This is a genomic window from Bacillus pretiosus (genome assembly GCF_052947655.1).
On record NZ_CM129593.1, the window covers coordinates 2208835 to 2227536 of the forward strand.

Here is an 18702-nt window from a genome sequence, read left to right on the forward strand (position 1 = left end):
GGTAGTAAAGAATGCCTAATAGTCAAAAGGTTCGTCATTCGTTATCATCTGCGCAGACTGGTATGTGGTTTGCACAGCAATTAGATCCGCTTAATCCGATTTATAATACTGGGGAATATGTTGAAATAAACGGAAATATTAATCAAGAAATTTTCCAATTAGCAGTACGTAAAGTTGTAACAGAAGCAGAAGCACTACATGTTCGCTTCGAAGAGGATGAAATTGGTCCATGGCAAGTTATTGAAGAATTACAGTTTCATATGTATTTTATTGACGTTCGTAAAGAAGAAAATCCTGAAGAAGCTGCTAAAGTATGGATGAAAAATGATTTATCTATGCCAGTCGATTTGAAAAGAGATACTTTATTTACTGAAGCACTTATTCAAGTTGAAAATAATCGTTTCTTTTGGTATCAGCGCATCCATCACATTGTGATGGATGGCTATGGATTTTCACTTCTAAGCCAAAAGGTAGCGAAAGAGTATACATCACTTATAGAAGAAACAAGAAAGAATGAAAAGCCATTTGGTTCTCTTGCAAAAATTGTACAAGAAGATATGGAGTATCGTGAGTCTAAACAATTTCAAGAAGATCGTACTTTTTGGTTAGAAAAATTTGCAGATGAACCGGATGTCATAAGTTTAGCAGAACGAGCGCCGAGAACATCAAATGGATTTTTACGAGAAACAGCTTATTTATCCAGTTCTAGCACGAAAACTTTACTAGAAGATATTAATGTTTCTTTAACAAGTTGGCCGGAATTTATTGTAGCTGTAACAAGTATTTACATGCATAAATTAACAGGTGCAAATGATATTGTTTTAGGTTTACCAATGATGGGGCGTCTCGGTTCTGCATCTATTTATACACCGAGCATGGTAATGAATTTAGTACCACTTCGTATTACAGTAACTCCAAATATAACTCTTGCGGAATGCATACAGCAAGTTTCTAAAGAGATTCGAGAAGTACGTCGTCATCATAAATACCGTCATGAGGAATTAAGAAGAGACTTAAAGTTACTAGGTGAAAATCAAAGGTTATACGGGCCGTTAGTGAATGTGATGCCTTTTGATTATGGGCTTAATTTTGCTGGGAATCGTGGTATTACACATAATTTATCAGCAGGACCAGTCGATGATTTATCGATAAATGTATATAAACGTTTTGATCAAAATGAGCTAATGATTCATTTTGATGCGAATCCGTTAGTATATAGTGATACGGAACTAGCATTGCATAAAGAGAGATTTATGAATGTATTAGAATTAGTGATAAATGATTATCAAAAAGACGTGTCGATTGGAAATATAAACATTACTCTTCCAGAAGAAAATCATAAAGTTTTATTCGAATGGAATGAAACTAAGGAAGCTGAGGATTTAATTACTCTACCTTTATTATTTGAAAAACAAGTACAAAAAAATCCAAATAAAATAGCGGTTACGTGTAACGGAGTAGACCTTACGTATAAAGAGCTAAATGAACGGGCGAATGAACTAGCGCACTATTTAGTAGAAGAAGGAATAGGGCCAAATCAGTTTGTAGCTTTAGTATTTCCAAGGTCAATAGAAATGGTAGTTAGTATGCTAGCAGTTTTAAAGGCTGGTGCAGCGTATTTACCGATAGATCCAGAATATCCAGCTGAGCGAATACATTATATAGTAAATGATGCAAAACCAATTTATATCATCACACATTCATCTGTTTCATCTACTTTAGTTATAGAAAATGATATAAAAAAAATCGAATTAGATCGAGAAGAAACAGAACTAGCATTAAAAGCATATTCTCATAGGAATCTACCATTTAGAAATGATGATTCATTTTTAAAGCCTGCGTATACAATTTACACTTCAGGCTCAACCGGAAATCCAAAAGGTGTAATTGTTCCTATGAAAGCTTTAAGTAACTTTCTATTGGCTATGGACGATATGTTTTCACTAAATGAGAACGATCATTTAGTAGCAGTTACAACATTTGCGTTTGATATTTCTGCTCTAGAGATTTATTTACCTCTTATTAGTGGTGCAAGTTTAACAATTGCACAAAAAGAGGTAATTCAAGAGCCTTCTGCGTTAACGGCACTGTTACAAGAAGAAAGAGTGACAGTTATGCAAGCTACACCGACGTTATGGCAGGCGTTAGTAACTGAATATCCAGAAAGGCTACAAGGGCTAAATGTGCTCGTTGGTGGTGAAGCTCTTCCAGCCCATTTAGCAAATATATTAAAAGAATTAGGTTGCTCTATTACAAACTTATATGGACCAACTGAAACGACTATTTGGTCTACTGTCATGAACATCGATAAAAAGGAAATTGGTATACCTCCTATTGGAAAGCCAATTTGGAGTACAGACGTGTATGTATTAGATGCAGGTTTACAACCAGTACCACCTGGAGTAATTGGTGAATTATATATTGCAGGGGAAGGGCTTGCGAACGGATATTTAGGAAAACCAGAGTTAACGGCTGAACGGTTTGTTGCAGATCCTTATGGAAAACCAGGGAAGCGCATGTACCGCACAGGTGATCTTGTGAAATGGCGTAACGATGGTGTGTTAGAGTACATGAGCCGCGCAGATCATCAAATTAAAATTCGTGGTTTCCGAATTGAATTAGCTGAAATTGAAATGGTATTACAACGACATGAATATATTCAACAAGCGGTAGTAATGGTACGGGAAGATCGCCCAAATGATAAACGAATCATTGCATATATCGTTGCCGAAGGGAATGAAGGGATTAACCTTTCAGAAATTCGTTCTTATGTTTCAGAAAGTTTAGCGAATTATATGGTGCCATCGGCATTTGTTGTGCTAGAAGAATTACCATTAACGCCAAATGGTAAGGTTGATAGAAAGAAATTACCTGCTCCTGATTTTAATGAAATGAACAAGGAGAGAGTTGCTAGAAATCCGAAAGAAGAAATATTATGTGATTTATTTGCAGAAGTACTTGGTGTTTCTCGCATTAGCATTGATGATAATTTCTTTGAAATGGGTGGCCATTCGCTTCTTGCATCTCGTCTAATGGCAAGAATTCGTGAAACGTTAAGTGTTGAATTAGGAATAGGAAAATTATTTGAATCGCCAACTGTTGCTGAACTGGAAAAACAATTGGATCAAGCAAAAACTGCAAGACCAGCTATTAAGAAAGTAAGTAGACCAAATGAAGTTCCACTTTCATTTGCACAGCGCAGGTTATGGTTCTTAAATTGTTTAGAAGGTCCAAGTCCTACTTATAATATTCCATTAGTCGTTCGTATTTCTGGAAAGTTGAACGAGGAAGCATTGCAAGGTGCCTTTTATGATGTAGTTGAGAAACATGAAACGCTTAGAACGATTTTCCCTAACGTATTAGGTAGTTCCTATCAGAAAATTTTAGATATGGAAAATTTAAATCTAGAAATGATAATAACAAAAACATGTAAAGATAAATTAGAAAGTGTGCTTGTAGAGGCGGTAAGATATAGTTTTAACCTTGATGTTGAACCAGCAGTTCGTCTGCAACTATTTACAGTGAATGAAAACGAACATGTATTACTAATTCTATTGCACCATATTGTAGGGGATGGCTGGTCATTACAACCGTTAACGAGAGATTTTGCAGCGGCATATAAAGCACGATGTCAAGGTAACAGAGTACAGCTAGAGACACTTCCAGTTCAATACGCAGATTATGCACTTTGGCAACAACAGTTGCTTGGTGATGAAACTACACTAGAAAGTCTTATTTCAACACAATTAGATTTTTGGAAGAAAGAGTTAGAAGGTTTACCAGATAAAATAGAGTTACCTACAGATTACCAGCGTCCAATTGAAATGAGTTATCACGGAGAAACAATTCATTTTCAAATAGATGCGGGTATGCATAGTAGGTTAGTAGAGCTTGCACGGAAAAACGGAGTTAGTTTGTTTATGGTGTTGCAAGCAGGACTTAGTGCGCTATTTACAAGATTAGGTGCAGGTACTGATATACCAATTGGTAGTCCGATTGCTGGAAGAAATGAAGATGCACTCTCTGACATAGTCGGTTTATTTGTAAATACATTAGTGTTACGTACAAATACATCAGGAGATCCAAGCTTTAAAGAATTATTGAATAGAGTGAAGCAATCAAATCTTGCAGCTTATGAAAATCAAGATGTTCCATTTGAACGACTTGTTGAAGTGTTAAATCCAGTACGTACTCGAAATAGTCATCCGCTGTTTCAAGTTATGTTAGCTTTCCAAAATACGCCAGAAGCAACGTTTGATGCTCCGGATATAGAAGCGAACCTTGAAATTCAAAGCGTTGGTTCTGCCAAGTTTGATCTAACATTTGAAATTAGCGAGAGTAACGGAGTTGATGGTACTCCAGATGGCTTAAACGGGTTACTAGAATTTAGTACGGATTTATATACACGTGAAACAGTTCAAAAATTAGTTGAACGATTTATTTTGTTATTAGATGATGCAGCGAAACATCCGGATCAATCAATTGGCACATTAGAAATATTAACTTTAGCAGAGAAAAATACAGTGTTAGAAAAGTGGAATGGTGGTTTTCAAATTGTACCAGAAATGACATTGCCACAATTATTTGAAAAGCAGGCTCATATAAATCCAAATTCTATTGCTGTTGTCTTTGAAGATGAGAAGTTAACTTATGAAGAGTTGAATAAAAAAGCGAATAAAATAGCTCGATTGCTAATAGCAAATGGAGTAGGCCCTGATCAACTCGTTGCTTTAGCGATGCCGAGATCTTTAAATATGGTTGTAAGCTTACTAGCTGTTCTGAAAGCTGGTGCGGGATACCTTCCGTTAGATCCGGATTATCCGTCAGATCGTATTTCATTTATGCTTCACGATGCGAAACCATCATGTGTTTTAACAAATTCAGATGTGGAAATTGAATGTGATGAGGAACTGAAAATTTTAGTTGATGATGTGAAAGTAATAGGGGAAATTGAGAAATATAGTGAAGACAATATTGATGAAATGGAGCGCATGAAGCAGTTATCTCCTTCGCACATTGCGTATGTTATTTATACATCAGGCTCAACTGGTAGACCGAAAGGCGTTATGATACCTCATCAAAATGTAGTAAGACTTTTAGGAGCAACTGATCATTGGTTCCAATTTGACGAGAACGATGTATGGACAATGTTTCATTCATATGCTTTTGATTTCTCGGTTTGGGAAATTTGGGGACCTTTATTATATGGTGGGCGTTTAGTCGTAGTACCACATACTGTAAGTCGCTCGCCGAAAGAATTTTTACAACTTCTTGTTAAAGAAAAGGTAACTGTTTTAAACCAAACTCCATCAGCGTTCTATCAATTGATGCAAGCAGATCATGAAAATGAAGAAATTGGCCAAAAATTATCTTTACGATATGTTGTTTTTGGAGGAGAAGCACTTGAGCTAAGTCGATTAGAAGATTGGTATTGTCGACATTCTCATAACGCACCAAAACTTATTAATATGTACGGTATTACGGAGACGACAGTACATGTTAGTTATATTGAATTAGATGAAACAATCGTCTCTTTACGAGCAAACAGTTTAATTGGGTGTAGTATACCTGATCTTAAAGTGTATGTGTTAGACAACTATTTACAACCGGTGCCACCTGGAGTAGTTGGAGAAATGTATGTTGCAGGTGCAGGGCTTGCTCGTGGATATTTAGGAAGAGCAGGCTTAACTGCAGAACGTTTTATTGCAGATCCATTTGGTAAGCCAGGTACAAGAATGTATCGTACTGGGGACTTAGCACGTTGGCGTCAAGATGGGACGCTAGATTATATAGGACGTGCAGATCATCAAATAAAAATTCGTGGATTCCGAATTGAATTAGGGGAAATAGAAGCGGTAATAATGAAACATCCTAAAGTTGAGCAAGTAGCCGTTATTGTACGGGAAGATCAACCAGGGGATAAACGGTTAGTTTCTTATATCGTCGCATCAAATAATGAAATGATTGATACGAATGAAATGCGTAAGTATGCTGGAGGTAGTTTACCAGATTACATGGTTCCATACGCTTTTGTAGTAGTAAATGAGTTGCCTTTAACTCCAAACGGTAAATTAGATAGAAAGGCATTGCCGGCTCCAGAATTTATCGCATCATCTTCTAGTCGTGGACCAAGAACACCGCAAGAAGAAATGTTATGTGACCTGTTTACAGAAATTTTAAGTGTGCCGCAAATTGGAATTGATGACGGATTCTTTGATCTAGGTGGCCACTCACTTCTTGCAGTGCAGCTTATGAGTCGTATTAAAGAAGCACTTGGGGTTGAACTAAATATCGGAACTTTATTTGTAGCACCTACTGTTGCGGGTCTTGCTGAAAGACTTGAAGTGGGAAATGGACAAAGTGCACTTGATGTGTTGCTTCCATTACGAGCAAGCGGAGACCAATTACCACTATTTTGTGTACACCCAGCAGGTGGATTAAGTTGGTGCTATGCAGGACTTATGAAATCTTTAGGAACAGATTATCCAATCTACGGTGTCCAAGCACGTGGTATTGCTAAAAATGAAGAACTTCCAAAAAGTTTAGAGGAGATGGCGGCGGATTATTTAAAACACGTTCGTGAAGTACAGCCTCACGGACCATATCGTTTACTCGGTTGGTCGCTCGGAGGAAATGTTGTGCATGCAATGGCGGCGCAACTGCAAAATGAAGGGGAAGAAGTAGAATTACTCGTTATGCTGGATTCTTATCCAGGTCACTTCTTACCGAATACGGAAGCACCTACTGAAGAAGAAGCGTTAATCGCATTACTTGCTTTAGGTGGATACGATCCAGATAACATGGATGGTAAACCACTTACGATGGAAAGTGCAGTAGAAATACTTCGTAAAGATGGAAGTGCATTAGCAAGTCTTGAAGAAGAGACGATTTTAAATTTGAAAGAAACATATGTAAATTCGGTAGGATTGTTAGGGAAATATGTACCGAAAGTTTATAACGGAGATATTTTATTCTTTAGATCTACTGTTATACCAGACTGGTTTGATCCTATCTCTCCAAATACGTGGCAAAATTATTTAGAGGGGCAAATTGTGCAACACGATATTGATTGTAGACATAAAGATTTATGTCAACCAGGACCACTTACAGAGATTGGACAAGTATTAGCGAAATATTTGCAGGATAAGAAAGGGGTAAGTACAGTATGACGAATCCGTTTGAAAATGATAATTACACATATAAAGTACTAAAAAATGAGGAGGGCCAGTATTCTCTCTGGCCTGTCTTTCTTGATGTACCTATTGGTTGGAATGTCGTGTATGAAGAGGCTAGTAGGAATGATTGTTTACAATATGTTGAAAATAATTGGGAAGATTTGAATCCGAAAAGTAATCAAGTGGGCGAAAAAATATTAGTAGGAAAACGATAATGAAGGCAAAAATAAATCCAAAAGTAGTTGTAAGCATCGTATATATAACAGCGATGTTTATGGCTGCGATGGATGCAACAATTGTGAATGTAGCACTCCAAACGATAAGTAAAGAACTACAAGTGCCTCCATCTGCAATGGGGACGGTTAATGTTGGGTATTTAGTTAGCTTAGCTGTTTTTCTTCCGATTTCTGGTTGGTTAGGAGATCGCTTCGGTACGAAAAGAGTATTTCTAACCGCTCTTTTCGTATTTACAACTGCGTCTGCATTATGTGGAATAGCGAATGATATTACTTCATTGAATCTTTTTCGCATCATGCAAGGTGCTGGCGGGGGGCTTTTAACACCAGTTGGGATGGCGATGTTATTCCGAACATTTTCACCAGAGGAAAGGCCGAAAATTTCACGGTTTATTGTGTTGCCAATTGCTGTAGCACCGGCAGTAGGACCAATTATTGGCGGTTTTTTTGTAGATCAAATGTCTTGGCGCTGGGCATTTTATATTAATTTACCGTTCGGAATCGTAGCATTACTATTCGGTCTACTATTTTTAAAAGAGCATATTGAAAAATCAGCTGGTCGCTTTGATTCTCTCGGTTTTGTTCTTTCAGCACCAGGATTCGCGATGCTTATCTATGCACTTAGTCAAGGGCCGTCAAAAGGCTGGGCTTCAGAGATTATAAGTACTGGAATAGCTGGGATTGTATTCATTACATTGTTTATCATTGTAGAACTTAGAGTAAAGCAACCGATGTTAGATTTACGCTTATTAAAAGAACCAGTCTTTAGAAAAATGAGTCTTATTTCATTGTTTTCATCCGCTGGTTTACTAGGAACGTTATTTGTTTTTCCACTTATGTATCAAAATGTAATAGGGGTTTCCGCATTGGAATCAGGTCTTACGACATTCCCAGAGGCGATTGGGTTAATGATATCGTCACAGATTGTGCCATGGTCATATAAGAAACTAGGAGCTCGAAAGGTAATTTCTATTGGATTAATTTGTACGGCGATTATCTTTGTTTTATTAAGTTTTGTAAATCACGATACGAACCCATGGCAAATTCGGGCATTATTGTTTGGTATCGGTATTTTCTTAGGTCAGTCTGTTGGAGCAGTTCAATTTTCTGCATTTAATAATATCACGCCACCTTCTATGGGGAGAGCTACGACTATATTTAATGTGCAAAATCGATTAGGTTCAGCGATAGGAGTTGCAGTTTTAGCTAGTATACTAGCCGGTTTTGGAAATAATAGTGTACAAAATAATGCTCAGTCAGATTTCTTACCATATCAAGCTGCGTTAATTGGATCAGCAATATTTTTACTCGTAGCATTACTATTTTCTTTACGTATTTCTGATAAAGAGGTAATGGCAAAGAAGAAGAAAAAGCCGTTACCTATATTACAAAAAGAAAAAGAAGTTGTAAACGAATAAGTTATAGAATAATAATATTCTTTTGAAATAAAATGATATTGTTTTTTAGAAGGAGAGAGTTTACATGATAGAGAGTAAAGTTGTAGATTCTGTACCAACTCTTAATGAGAATAGTTGTCAAATATGGTGGGCAAGAATTTCAGATTTACAATCATGGCATTACAATTTACTAAATGATGTTGAACGAGAGAAAGCAAATTCATATCATCATTCGGCAGATCGTGCACGATTTATAATAGGTTGTGTAATTAGTAGATTAGTTCTTGGAAAGATCCTTTCTATGTCGCCAGTTCAAGTACCGATTAATCGAATGTGCCCTGTATGTAAGTTACAACATGGTAGACCACAATTACCAGAAGGAATGCCGCAAATATCTGTTTCACATTCGGGTGAGTGGGTTGTTGTTGCATTTACAAAGTCTGCACCTGTAGGCGTTGATGTTGAACAAATGAATCCAAATGTAGATGTTATGAAAATGGCAGAGGGCGTATTAACAGACATTGAAATAGCACAAGTTATGAAATTACCTAATGAACAGAAAATAGAAGGTTTTTTAACATATTGGACTCGAAAAGAAGCGGTACTAAAAGCGACAGGTGAAGGACTAATGATTTCACCAGTAGGTATTACTGTATCAGCTCCAAATGATCCTCCAAATTTGTTAGTTTTTAAGGATAGGCAAGAGTTAGTAGAAAATACAATGATGGAGGATATAAGGCCAAGTGCAGATTATATGGCTTCAATTGCAATATTTAGTAAAGAAGTAACTGAAATTACACAGTTAGACGCAGTAGCGCTTTTAAATTATAAATAAGTTAAATAAAAAATCTTATAGAAGAGGTGTTCCTCATGTTAGTAGCGGAAAATAGAACAAATGAATTCACTTATAATGTACAAGCAATTAAAAATATTTTATTTTCTGGAGATACATCATCTATTCATGCTTTAGAAAAGCTTTTGAATGATACAGTTCAGTTTGAAATTCTCGAACAAGAGGTATTTGATAGACAGTACATCCCGAAAGAAGCAAAGAATTTCTTTGATAAAAACGGAACATTTCTTTACCGTGTATCCAATGTTAGTTATAAAGGAAAAGTGTTATCTGAGAATCTAATTTTTGCGGACACTTCGTTTTTACCAAATACAATTAAGAGTGAATTAGAGAGTGGGAATATTCCAGTTGAAAAAATTATAGAAAAGATGGAAGTAAGAAGAAACGTATTATACGAAGGATATCAGCCATCTGGGAATATTATTGAATTGTTTGATGGATGCTCTGTTACGGCGAATGTGTATCCAACTAGAAAATATCAAATTGTAAGTAATTGCAAATGCATATTTTATATTTGTGAAGTATATCATGCAGAGAATATAAAAAATCTGCTTAAATAGAAAATAAGAAACCAGCCTATAAAATGGCTGGTTTCTTATTTATTTCACAGCTTCTTTTAACTCTTTACCAGCTTTAAATGCTGGAACTTTACCAGCAGCGATTTGAATTTCTTCGCCAGTTTGTGGATTACGTCCTGTACGAGCAGATCTTTCGCGCACTTCAAACGTTCCAAAGCCGATTAATTGAACTTTATCGCCAGATTGTAATGCAGTAGCAATTGTGTCAAATACGGATTGTACCGCTGCAGAAGCTTCCTTTTGAGAAATATCAGCGGATTGTGCCACGTTTTTAACTAATTCTGTTTTGTTCATGTTTTCACCTCATAAAAAGTTTTTTAGAATGAATGTTTTAGTATAATGGATAGTATAGAGAAAGCTATTTATATGGTTAGAAAGAATACTATATAGTTATGTTAATTTCGTTGTAAGAGACTGAATCCCTGCTAATAATTAGGGATTAATTAAGAATTGATGTATAGAAAATGCTGTAATATGAGGATGAGGGGGAGTATATGAATGATTTTTCGTGAAAAGAATGAGAAAGAAAGTATATTAATTCGTCAACATGATCATGGTTTTTTAGCTGGAGAGATTGCAAAGCATATAAAAGAAGATTTTTTTGAAGATGAAACATACTTAAAAGAGACAATTGATGCAATATATGAGCATGATAGAGGATGGATAGAACTTGATAAAGTACCAATTTTGAATGATGCTAAAAATATTCCATATACATTTATGGATTGTCCAAGTTCATTGCGTTTTGTTTTTTATACGATTGGTTTGAATGAAATTGAAGATTCGAATCCATACGGAGCATTACTTTGTAGTAAACATTTTTTATCATTTTCATTAAATGACGAAGACGAAGAAATGATGTCTTTTTATAAACATGAATTGAAACGACAAAAAAGAATTTTGAAAACGTTAACGAAAGAACAATTTGCGATGTTCGATAAACATTATAGATTATTAAAGTTTTGCGATGAACTTTCTTTATATGTGTGTATGAATAAACCTGGCGTAGAAAAGGAAGATGAAATTGATTTGTTTAAAGGTGGTTTTGAAGGAACGGAAATGTTTAATAGTAAGGTGGAGAAACCTATTCAAGCTGAATGGGTGGACGAGGAAACAATACGGATTACACCGTTTCCATTTCAAACGGAATTTCATACGTATGTAAAATATAAAACTATAAATAAACATGTAGTTGAAGAAAAAGGGATTGCAAAAGCTGATAGAGAATCGGAAATGGAGAAACAAAACATTCGTTTCGTACAATAAGGAGGCGATTTAGATTGAAAGAGTACATGTTAAAACAGTTTGATTACCATGATTGGGCTAATACGCGATTATTCAATCGATTAAAAGAGTTACCAAGCTATGAGACAATCTTTAGCGAAAAGATACAGAGTGTATTTCCATCAATTAAGGATACTTTTGCGCATATTTATATTACAGATCAAGTGTGGTTACACATATTGCATGGTAAAAGTATGAATGAAGCAATACAAGACCGAGAAAATTTACGAAAACAAATCGAAACTAAATCGTTACATGAATTAGAAAAAATGTTTAAAAACATGGCAAATCAATATAAAGACTTTTTAATTACAATACAAGACGTGAATGCTGTATTTGTTATCGAGAATCCATATGCAGGGAAATTAGAAACTTCAATTTTAGAGTTAGTACAACATGTCGTAAATCATGGTACATATCATAGAGGAAATATAACAGCGATGATCCGTCAACTCGGTCATTCGTCGACAATGACGGATTTTGTACTGTATTTACATATGGTGCAGAAGGAGGGGGAGTAATATAGTTTGTAAGAAGGAGAGCCTTTAATTGTAAAAGTCTCTCCTTCTATTTTATCCCGCACTAATGGCAGATCACTGATTAAAGTTTTACATTATTTCTTAAGAGGCTTTATTTTCTTGTAATTGTTTAGCATATTGTATAGCTTTATATGCATTGACTCTACCATTTTTCCAATACGTACCTGTACCACTAATTTTATCAGACGTTGACTCAATAATTTGGCGGATTTGTGTATTGCTATATCCTTGATTTGCTAAAAGAGCAGCGACTCCTGCAACATGAGGTGTTGCCATAGATGTACCACTTAATGATTGATACGTGCTTCCTTTATATGTGGAATATATATTTGAACCTGGTGCTGCAACATCTACCCAGTTACCATAAGTAGAAAATGAAGATTTTCTATCTGATTGATCTGTAGAAGCAACTGCAATCACCTCGTTGTAATAAGCAGGATAATTAGCTTTTGTATTTCCAGCATTTCCAGCAGCTGAAACAATAACAGAGCCTTTATTCCATGCATATTGAACGGCTTGTTGTAAAGCAGTCCCACCATTTGGAGCGCCTAAGCTTAAGCTAATTACTTTTGCACCTGAATCAGCAGCTTCTCTAATCCCTTGCGCTACAGCATCAAGAGTACCACTTCCTTGATTATCTAATACGCGGACGGCATAAATTGAAGTTTGTGGGGCAACACCAGCAATTCCAACACTATTATTCGTAAGTGCTCCAGTAATTCCAGCGCAATGCGTACCATGACCATTACCATCATCAGATGTATTGTCGTTGTCAACATAATCATGTCCGTAAATTACTTTCGAAGCTAAATCAGGGTGTGAACCTTGAACTCCTGTATCAATAATAGCTACTTTTACACCAGGATCACTTCGTTGACTATCCCAAGCTTGTGGAGCTTGAATTTTTTGCAATCCATATTGATTTTTAAAATATGGGTCGTTCGGAGTCCAAAAGGCGTGAACGTAATAATTCGGTTCTGCATATTCCACATCTGGATTATTTTTATAACTTTTTATTTTTTCTTTGACAGTACCTTTTGAAAATTGAACGACTTCAAAACCTAACGTATCATCTTTAGATAAAACGTTAGCACCGACAGATTTGTGAAAAGATTGAACATTACTTAAAGAGGCATTTTGTTTGAACTTAACGATTAATTGGTTAGGGACGTAATCAGTAGATGATGTTTCAGCACTTGAAGTATTTGTGTTAAAAAAGAAACCACCAATAATAAATGATAACACAGATAGGAAAACAATGATTTTGTTTTTCAAAAGATTTTTCCTCCCTTTTCTTGGATGAGTTTTTCGGCGACACTTTAATGTCACATTCCTTTTCAACTATATAGTTAGACCATACGATTTATGTCATTTATGTGAAAAACTTTTAGTGGAATAAAAAAAGGGAAAGATCGATATAAATATATTTTTCATGACATTTACTGAGTTAGAAAACGAAAAAAGGAATGCTCATTATGTATGAGTCATTCCTTTTTTTATATTAACTTGCCTGTTTTTTATGACTTTCTTTCAATTTCTCTGCTTGTAAAAAGCGATTCGTTTCAGCAACAACAATACCACTTAACCCAATAAGGCCAATTAAGTTTGGAATCGCCATAAGTCCATTTGCAATATCAGCAAATGTCCATACGATACCTAGTTTTAAATTAGCCCCAATAGCAATCATGACAATAAAGATCGCTTTATAATATTTAACAGCACCTTCTCCAAATAAATAAGCCACGCACTTCTCGCCGTAATACGACCATCCTAAAATAGTAGAGTAGGCAAATAATATAATTGCGATACCAAGAATCATACTACCAGCAGTGCCAAATACAGATTGGAACGCAAGTGTTGTCGCTTCAACGCCAGTTTTACCTGATTTCCATGCACCTGTAGTAATTAATACTAGCCCTGTAATGGTACATACAATAAACGTATCTAGAAAAGTACCAGTCATAGAAACTAAAGCTTGCTTTGCAGGTGAATCAGTTTTTGCGGCAGCTGCAGCAATAGGGGCACTCCCTAAACCAGCTTCGTTTGCAAATACACCGCGCGCCATTCCGATTTGAATTGCAGATGCAATTGTTGCGCCAATAAAACCACCAGCAGCTGCAGTCCCATTGAATGCGCCAGAAAAAATAAGTGAGAATGCTTCTGGAATTTGATCGTAGTGATAGAAAATAATAATAAGCCCAGCAATGATATAAAAGAAAGCTTTAATAGGAACGATATATCCTGTCACTTTCCCGATTTTTTTCACACCGCCTAAAATAACAATGGCGATTAAAAACGACATAAATATACCAGTTAAAGCAGGAGGGAAAGAGAAATTAATTCGCATTGCCTCTGCAACTGAGTTAGATTGCACCATATTACCGATACCGAAAGAAGCAGTTGTGCCGAATATAGCGAATAAAACTGCAAGCCATTTCTTACCTAAACCACGTTCTAAATAGTACATTGGTCCACCTGAATATTCACCATTTTCATTACTAACACGGTATTTCACCGCAAGAATTGCTTCGGCATACTTTGTTGCCATACCGAACAAAGCAGTAATCCACATCCAAAAGATTGCACCGGGTCCACCGATCGTTACTGCAGTTGCAACACCGGCTATATTTCCCATACCTATCGTTGCCGCCATAGCTGTCATAAGTGCTTGGAAGTGGCTAATATCTCCAGAGGAAGATGTATCTTCTGATTTTTTAAAAGCTAGTTTGTGAGCGTATAATAGTTTACTAAACTGTAATCCTTTTAAACGCACTGTGAGAATGATACCAGTACCAACGAGTAACAACAACGTTGGTAATCCCCACACATAGTGGTTGATTTGTTCTAATACTGTACTTACTGTCTCCATCTGTATTCTCCTTTTTATGAAAAAATAAAAACCACTTCAAGTAAATGAAATGGTCTCTGGAGAAACAAGGGATAGAAAAATAAACCGATACAAATCGGCATTTTCTTTCGCTTGTCTCTGTCCTTTTACCTGAGAGATTATCCGCTATAGTAGCGGATTTGCTCCTTCGGTGCTCTTTTTCCTCCGCGCTATATAAAAGCGAGAGGGAGTCTCTCCAGAGATTCGTCCCCATGCAGTTCAACTTGTAAACAAGACCTGAGAGTTTCAAAGTTGATTCAGCAACTTTTTGCCCCGTCGGTAGATCAATAGACCTTCTCCTGAATGGTTCATCCGAATTATAAAATTTATAAAAATATTGATTGTAAATCAATAAAAACATTATAGACAGACAAAATATGAATTGCAATCTTTTTTTATGTTAAAATAGTAACCAGTTTTATTTTTTTGCAAGTCCTAATTTAACTTCAACTTCATTTAACGTAGATAAAGCGAGGACAATATGTTGGTCCGCAAGTCCTAAAGCATGTTTAGTATTTTCAATTGTTTCATTGGATGGAGTAGAGTTATTTGCTCCGTCTATAATTAAATTTGCTGCGTTTTTCATAAATTTAGAAGCAGTCTTAAATTCAGTTGTGAAATAAATTAGTTGTTCTTGTATTTGTACTTCTGATATATTTTCTTTAATTTTCACAGTGTCTATTTCGTTCATGATTTTTTCATATTGTTTGGAAATAGCAGTCATTGTGACTAATAGTTTATCTCTGTCTACTGAATCTCCGTTCGTGTTAATCTCTTCCCAGGCAGGCAACCAATCTTTTTCGATGATGTCATTATAATTTGTAGTTAATTCATCAATTTTTGGTTGTAATTTAGTTTTAAAACTTTTTGTATCAATTGTTTCTACGATAGTTTTTTCGTTATTATTTTTATCTTTAGTTGTGTAGAAAATCGTACAGGTAATAATAAAAATAGAAATAACGATTGTCCATTTATTAAAAAATAATTTCTTCAATGGGTAATACCTCCAAAAGTAAATATCCTTTAATTATAATATATAACAATAATATTGTTAATAATAGAGAATATAGTCTGGAATTAATTTTAATTATATTTTTTATATACACAAATAATCAAGATTAGTAAAATAATGAAAGTAATATGTGAGAAAAGAGGGTTTTTAGTGAAAATGAATAGAAGAAAACTAGTTTCAAATATTTCAACGGTTGTGTTATTAGTTAGTTTATTTACACTTATATATTTAGACAAAGAATCTAAAATTGAAGATTTTCCAGTACCAATGTCAGCAATTCATATTAACAATGATAAGGAAGAGGAGTATAAATATATAAGTGTAATGCCTATTACAAAGGCTAGTGGATGGGAGAACTTAGGGGAAAACGGACATACTGTTAGTTTTAAAAAAGGGGAGCGGAAGGTAACTGTATTACATTATCCAGGAGAACTTACGTATTATTTATTTGAACAAAAGGTGAATAAGAAAGGGAGATAAGATAAAGTTGTAATTCGTTAAGGGTTACATCTTTTCTTTTGATTCTGAATTATTTGAAATAAAATCAGATAGATGGTTTGATAGATGTAGTGATAAATATGATTAGTTCTATATGCACATAAAGAGTAATGAGGAGATTATAAAAATATTATGTAAACTGAAAATTATAAGTGGAAGGTAAATTATATCCTAAGGGGGAGTTAAAAATGTTACTAAAAACAATCTACTGTAAGGTGGAAGAAGAGAAAAAAGAGTTATTTTCAAAAGCACAAGAAAAATGGCAAGCTATACAGCATCTAGATGGATTTCACGGACAATTTGGTGGATGGAATGAAGATGAGGCATGTGTGTTCACTTTATGGGAAGATAGAAGGGCTTATCAATCATTTATGAATAGTGCACACGATACCATTTATTTAAATAGTAATCAAGAGGATACGTTTCTTTCATGTGAAATTGAATTATTTCAACCGTTGTATGATATAACTGATACGCATTTGAACGATGTAATTACAGCAGGATCTTTTGTACGAGTTGCAATTTGTGATGTAAAACAACAAAGAAAAAAGCAGTTTTTACATAAACAAGAAACAATTTGGAATAAAGGGATGGAAAATGCAAAAGGGATGTTAGGTGGAGTTGTTGGAAAGTCTTTAAAAAATGAAAATTGTTACATAGTGTTAACTTATTGGAAAGATGAAATGGCGCATCAAAATTATGTAGAAGAGATTTTCCCAGAGTTGTATAAACTAGCTAATATTCATGATGATTTAAAAGATATAAGAAGTAAACAAGCTGTATGTAAGGAAGAGTGGCTTGTATATTAAGTGTACAAAACGTGCATAAATGAATGTATAATAAAGATATTTTCTTATAAACGAGTAATTAATAGAAGACGTTATATACCCTTTCATGTTAATATATTTAAGTTATAATAGAAGGCTTACCCTTTTGTATTGTACGGTAGAAGCAGTGTGAGCTTGAATTTTTTTGAAAAGGATGTGCCTAATTTGCGTATCAATAAATTTATTAGTGAAGCTGGAAAAGCGTCTCGACGTGGAGCAGATAAACTAATTAATGAGAGAAGAGTAATTATTAACGGTAAGGTTGCAAAAATTGGTGACCAAGTAAATCCAGGTGATGATGTACGTGTAAATGGAGAGCAACTTCGTATTGCTCGAGATCACGTATATATCGCTTTAAATAAACCAGTAGGTATTACATGTACGAGTGAAAAAGCTGTAAAAGGTAATATTATCGATTTAGTGAATCATCCATTACGAATTAGTCACATTGGACGTCTTGATAAAGACTCAGACGGTTTAATTTTATTAACGAATGATGGTGATATTGTAAATGAAATTTTACGTGCTGAAAACAAACATGAAAAAGAATATATCGTTTCAGTAGATAAGCCAATTACACCTGATTTTCTAGAGAAAATGGCAGCTGGTGTGAAAATTTTAGGAACGAAAACGCTTCCTTGTGAGGTAACACAGTTATCAAAATATGAATTCCAAATTATTTTAACTCAAGGGTTGAATCGTCAAATTCGTCGTATGTGTGAAGCTTTAGGTTATCAAGTATACACTTTAAAGCGTACAAGAATTATGAATATAGAATTAAATAATTTACCTGTTGGACAGTGGAGAGATTTATCGAAGAAAGAGAAACGACGTCTATTTTCAGACTTAAATTACGAACCACAAGATTGGTAAAATTGAAAAGAGGAAACCAAAAATCTATTTTTGGTTTCTTTTTTTATTAAATAAAAAATCATTTTTAAACACTTGCAAAAATAAAATGAATAAGATATAGTAAATAACAATTAATGGATGTACTTTTAAAAGCAAAGAAAAGGACACGAGTTATTTTATCCGGTTATACAGAGAAGGAAGGAAAGCTGAGAACTTCCTAACGCAGAAAAATAACTTACCACCTTAGAGCTGCACTGGGGAAACTAAGTATCTAGTGCCGTGTAAGCGACGTTATCGCAAAAGAAGCCATTATGTTTTTTGTGATGGGAATCTGGGTGGAACCACGGATATAAGCATATTCGTCCCTATTTTAGGGATGAATATGCTTTTTTGTATTCAATTTCATAATAAGCGAAGAAAAGGACACGAGTTATTTTATCCGGTTATACAGAGAAGGAAGGAAAGCTGAGAACTTCCTAACGCAGAAAAATAACTTACCACCTTAGAGCTGTACTGGGGAAATTAAGTATCTAGTGCCGTGTAAACGACGTTACCGTAAAAGAA

14 protein-coding genes, 1 riboswitch and 2 other annotated features (1 of these 17 only partly in view) are annotated in these 18702 nt (G+C 35.0%); of the genes, 10 read left to right on the forward strand and 4 right to left on the reverse strand.

Features of this window, described 5'->3' with window-relative positions; genetic code table 11:
- The first annotated feature begins 11 nt into the window (after nt 1-11).
- The 5 genes from ACU8YW_RS11400 to ACU8YW_RS11420 all read left to right on the forward strand — a co-directional run bounded on the left by ACU8YW_RS11400 (nt 12) and on the right by ACU8YW_RS11420 (nt 10221).
- Nucleotides 12-7169 carry a non-ribosomal peptide synthetase gene (locus ACU8YW_RS11400; RefSeq protein WP_426933687.1) on the forward strand — a complete coding sequence of 2386 codons (7158 nt, stop codon included), beginning with the start codon at nt 12-14 and terminating at the stop codon, nt 7167-7169.
- Complete coding sequence (locus tag ACU8YW_RS11405; protein WP_088096376.1) at nt 7166-7390, forward strand: MbtH family protein; 225 nt, start codon at nt 7166-7168, stop codon at nt 7388-7390. The genes ACU8YW_RS11400 and ACU8YW_RS11405 overlap by 4 nt, the downstream gene beginning before the upstream one ends.
- A complete protein-coding gene (locus ACU8YW_RS11410) occupies nt 7390-8829 on the forward strand; it encodes an MDR family MFS transporter (protein ID WP_046955743.1) in 1440 nt (479 codons plus the stop codon). The genes ACU8YW_RS11405 and ACU8YW_RS11410 overlap by 1 nt, the downstream gene beginning before the upstream one ends.
- A gap of 64 nt (nt 8830-8893) precedes the next feature.
- A complete protein-coding gene (gene sfp, locus ACU8YW_RS11415) occupies nt 8894-9643 on the forward strand; it encodes a 4'-phosphopantetheinyl transferase Sfp (protein ID WP_046955744.1) in 750 nt (249 codons plus the stop codon).
- Nucleotides 9644-9678: 35 nt separating this feature from the next.
- The gene (locus ACU8YW_RS11420; RefSeq protein WP_088063307.1) at nt 9679-10221 is read left to right on the forward strand and encodes a cold-shock protein; all 543 of its coding nucleotides are present in this window, start codon (nt 9679-9681) and stop codon (nt 10219-10221) included.
- 39 nt (nt 10222-10260) lie between these two features.
- Here ACU8YW_RS11420 and hbs read toward each other — a convergent pair whose 3' ends face one another.
- Complete coding sequence (gene hbs / locus ACU8YW_RS11425) at nt 10261-10533, reverse strand: non-specific DNA-binding protein Hbs (protein ID WP_001043960.1); 273 nt, start codon at nt 10531-10533, stop codon at nt 10261-10263.
- Nucleotides 10534-10737: 204 nt separating this feature from the next.
- Between hbs and ACU8YW_RS11430 the strand changes: the two genes are divergently transcribed.
- Together ACU8YW_RS11430 and ACU8YW_RS11435 are read left to right on the forward strand one after the other, a co-directional pair.
- Nucleotides 10738-11505 (forward strand): DUF3891 family protein, encoded by a 768-nt coding sequence (locus ACU8YW_RS11430; protein ID WP_046955746.1) that lies wholly within the window; start codon nt 10738-10740, stop codon nt 11503-11505.
- Nucleotides 11506-11519: 14 nt separating this feature from the next.
- Nucleotides 11520-12044 carry a DinB family protein gene (locus ACU8YW_RS11435; RefSeq protein ID WP_046955747.1) on the forward strand — a complete coding sequence of 175 codons (525 nt, stop codon included), beginning with the start codon at nt 11520-11522 and terminating at the stop codon, nt 12042-12044.
- A gap of 99 nt (nt 12045-12143) precedes the next feature.
- Here ACU8YW_RS11435 and ACU8YW_RS11440 read toward each other — a convergent pair whose 3' ends face one another.
- The 3 genes from ACU8YW_RS11440 to ACU8YW_RS11450 all read right to left on the reverse strand — a co-directional run bounded on the left by ACU8YW_RS11440 (nt 12144) and on the right by ACU8YW_RS11450 (nt 15943).
- Nucleotides 12144-13337, reverse strand: coding sequence for a S8 family peptidase (locus ACU8YW_RS11440; protein WP_046955748.1), 1194 nt, complete (start codon nt 13335-13337; stop codon nt 12144-12146).
- A gap of 226 nt (nt 13338-13563) precedes the next feature.
- Nucleotides 13564-14931, reverse strand: a complete 1368-nt coding sequence (locus ACU8YW_RS11445) for an alanine/glycine:cation symporter family protein (protein ID WP_000451054.1) — start codon at nt 14929-14931, stop codon at nt 13564-13566.
- A gap of 107 nt (nt 14932-15038) precedes the next feature.
- Nucleotides 15039-15159: riboswitch (glycine riboswitch) on the reverse strand.
- Nucleotides 15160-15367: 208 nt separating this feature from the next.
- Nucleotides 15368-15943, reverse strand: a complete 576-nt coding sequence (locus ACU8YW_RS11450) for a hypothetical protein (protein ID WP_046955749.1) — start codon at nt 15941-15943, stop codon at nt 15368-15370.
- Between the two features lie 132 nt (nt 15944-16075).
- Between ACU8YW_RS11450 and ACU8YW_RS11455 the strand changes: the two genes are divergently transcribed.
- The 3 genes from ACU8YW_RS11455 to rluF all read left to right on the forward strand — a co-directional run bounded on the left by ACU8YW_RS11455 (nt 16076) and on the right by rluF (nt 18159).
- Nucleotides 16076-16441 (forward strand): hypothetical protein, encoded by a 366-nt coding sequence (locus ACU8YW_RS11455; protein ID WP_098133849.1) that lies wholly within the window; start codon nt 16076-16078, stop codon nt 16439-16441.
- A gap of 206 nt (nt 16442-16647) precedes the next feature.
- Complete coding sequence (locus tag ACU8YW_RS11460) at nt 16648-17268, forward strand: YdbC family protein (protein WP_088063309.1); 621 nt, start codon at nt 16648-16650, stop codon at nt 17266-17268.
- Nucleotides 17269-17451: 183 nt separating this feature from the next.
- Nucleotides 17452-18159, forward strand: coding sequence for a 23S rRNA pseudouridine(2604) synthase RluF (gene rluF, locus ACU8YW_RS11465; protein WP_001222161.1), 708 nt, complete (start codon nt 17452-17454; stop codon nt 18157-18159).
- 125 nt (nt 18160-18284) lie between these two features.
- Nucleotides 18285-18508 (forward strand) — a binding site (T-box leader).
- A 35-nt stretch (nt 18509-18543) separates the two neighbouring features.
- Nucleotides 18544-18702 (forward strand) — a binding site (T-box leader) (it continues 65 nt past the right edge of the window).